Here is a 2773-nt window from a genome sequence, read left to right as displayed (position 1 = left end):
TATTGCTAGTTGGTTTTATCAATGGCAGTATGTGCCTGAAGCCAACGTCAACTTCGACCAATTGTCCAAGGATCAATTAGAAGAACATATCATAAATGTAGAGCAATTTACATTAATAGGTCTACAGATTAGTCCAATAGTGTCAGCATTTTATATGGGAGCAATCATCCTATTACTACAGAGCCCTCTATTCCAGCGCCTATTATCACCGTTAAAAGCCTATGGTCGGATGGCTTTAACTAATTATTTAGGGCAAACAGCACTTATTCTGGTCATTGGGCATGCATTCGATCTAATTGGTCAGCTTCGTTTCATCGAATCATTATGGATTTGTCTAGGGATTTATGTTTTCCAATTGCTCTTTAGTAAAGGATGGTTACACTTTTTCCGCTTCGGGCCAATGGAATGGCTCTGGCGAATGGGTACCTATTGGACAGTCCCTCCTCTACGACAAAGAAAAAACATCGATTAATTTTTTAGTCAATGATAAATACCTATCAGCATGGCGTTAAACGTCATATATTGGTAATGTACCCTACTCGCTTTCCATCTTTGCTCATATCTTCAGCAAGAAACACATCCCCATATTATTTGGTCACTTATCGCAACATAAGTGACCTTTTTTATTATATGCAGCAAGCATTATGCTTCACCTGCCACATACCCATTGCATACTATGCAAATAAAACCCTTTTTTGTAGGGAGGATTGTATGAAAAATAACAAGGGCTATCGAAATAGTGAGGCAAGTGATTCTGTGAGTCAGGCAGCTAAGCTGGCCGTGATTGCAGGAGCTATTACAACACTTGGTGATGCACTAGCAACCATTGCAGCTGGCCTTGCTTTAGAGGATGAATTGAAAGAAAATGAGAGTAATCGTGATGACATTGACAAACTACAAAAGCAAATTGACGAATTAAATTATGAAATGAAGCAATTAAAAAGAATGTTGCGTTAATATTAAAACTCATACCAAAAATCGACAATACCCAATTGGATATTGTCGATTTTTCATGTTATTTAGCTGCCCAAATTTCAATTTCTATTTTAATGGCCGGTAATCCTAGTGCCGATACGTAGGCTATAGTCATAGAGGGATAGGAATCATTAAACATCGCTTCCCATTGTTGATAGAAATAATCCCAATCTATCTCCTCTGTCGCCCAAATATTTACTTTCACTACATGCGTGGCATCCATTCCCTCCGCTGTTAAAATCATTTCAATATTTTTTAGCGTATTGGCAATTTGCTCATGCAATGTCTGTGGCAATTGATCGTCTTGTCCAACCCCTATCTGACCAGAAAATGCATACATCGTTGCATCTTTAGGAATAATGGTTACATGACTATACTTTCCAACAGGACTTGGCACTTGCATAGGATTTTTACGAGTTAGTTTTGATTTCATAGTTAGATCTCCTTTAGGTTATTATTTTTCTAAAAAAGGGCAGACTTCACCCTTGTTGATCAATTTTAGAAAAAAACAGCAGTAGAGAATCCAATACCCATGCGTAAAAAACGAATTGATCTTTTTTTCATGTGAATTCTCCTCCTTTTACCTAAAGTTATTTTCAACTTACCATTTCTATCCTTAATATTCAATAAAATTGCGCAAATATTTATAAGATATTTTTCATTATTTCTCAGGCAATTAACTATTTAACCATAACGAATACATCATATATATAATAGTGTAAAGCTAAATTAGCCTTACACCTCCGAAATTGTTACTAGGGTTACTCCATCCCAAGTGACCCTGTAAGCTAAAAAAACTAGGTACCTCTTATAGGAGGTACCTAGTTTTTTGTTAATATGCGTGTTCATTTATAGAATAACATAGTATTCTGAACATTTTCTGAACAATCTAACGTTTATAGAAAAAGATCAACTATACTTCAATCTTTCAAAATAAAATTGAATTAACGGATTCTAGCCTTACGGAAGCCATCGAATATACTGATTGCCGCATATACAACAAATATAATGATTACCCCGCCAACTATCCATATTTCAAATTGCTTCGTTGATGTGGTAAATAAATGACTCATGTACGAGATAAATTCTTCGTTCATTAAATTCGGATTGCTTAATAAAACAATGAAAACAACGGTTGCGAAAAGCTCAACAATAGTATTAAAGATGGCCATTTTTTTCGTCCATTGTCCTTTTAGCAATTTGTAGAGAGCTAACCCAATTTCAAGAGCAATGACAACGATAACAATTGGCCAATAATGAAGTAAAATATCCTGATTAAAAGCTGGAATTACGAATTTAAGTCCATTTCCCCCACCTTCATATACACCTAGAAGATGGTTTGCATAAAAATAAAGGGTTGCCCAAAACGCTGTCCACATTAAATAACCAAACACTTCAAGCTTTGTAATGGCTTTTTTCTTAGGAATATACGTGATGTTATTCAAATCATCAGGGGTCCATTTTTTTAAACTCGCTGACAATGGTTGCGGATCTTTTCCTTTATCTGTTCGTTCGATAATGGCAAAAACGACTGTTAGCCAAAAAAAGACGTGGATTCCTACTTCGATGATACTCCAAATTCCTTCACCAATACTAGTGAGGACAACATTAATGATCGCTTCTCCTTCATCAAAACCAATAAAGTATTCAGCAAACATCGAAATAACCGCAATCACAGCAGCAATTGGTAAAATCATTTTTAATAATGATAGATATACATCAAAATAGCGTGGGCCAATTAAATGCATTGGCTGATCTCGATAACCACTTGCTAATGCTGCTGGATTTCCTAACTTTT

The 2773-nt window shown here is 35.6% G+C and carries 4 protein-coding genes; 2 read left to right on the top strand and 2 right to left on the bottom strand.

What is annotated here, in order from left to right; translation table 11 throughout:
• On the top strand, positions 1-472 hold a 472-nt coding region (locus tag RT445_RS23500; protein WP_313471744.1), incomplete at its 5' end, for a DUF418 domain-containing protein.
• Positions 473-711: 239 nt separating this feature from the next.
• Entirely contained in the window at positions 712-957 is a 246-nt protein-coding gene (locus tag RT445_RS23495) for a hypothetical protein (RefSeq protein ID WP_274793257.1), read from the top strand.
• Positions 958-1015: 58 nt separating this feature from the next.
• Here the strand turns inward: RT445_RS23495 and RT445_RS23490 are convergent, their stop codons facing one another.
• Both RT445_RS23490 and RT445_RS23485 read right to left on the bottom strand, forming a co-directional pair.
• A complete protein-coding gene (locus RT445_RS23490) occupies positions 1016-1408 on the bottom strand; it encodes a RidA family protein (RefSeq protein ID WP_274793258.1) in 393 nt (130 codons plus the stop codon).
• Between the two features lie 511 nt (positions 1409-1919).
• The coding region (locus RT445_RS23485) for a hypothetical protein (RefSeq protein ID WP_313471742.1) at positions 1920-2773 on the bottom strand (854 nt) is incomplete at its 5' end.

Origin of the sequence: Lysinibacillus sp. (assembly GCF_032093475.1) — a bacterium.
GTDB lineage: Bacteria > Bacillota > Bacilli > Bacillales_A > Planococcaceae > Lysinibacillus > Lysinibacillus irui.
The sequence above is the reverse complement of the archived record's forward strand: the minus strand, read 5'-3'. Positions and strand labels throughout refer to the sequence as shown.

Coding starts and splice junctions, on each gene's coding strand:
- RT445_RS23495 (WP_274793257.1), top strand. CDS start 712: ATGAAAAATAACAAGGGCTATCGAAATAGTGAGGCAAGTGATTCTGTG.
- RT445_RS23490 (WP_274793258.1), bottom strand. CDS start 1,408: ATGAAATCAAAACTAACTCGTAAAAATCCTATGCAAGTGCCAAGTCCT.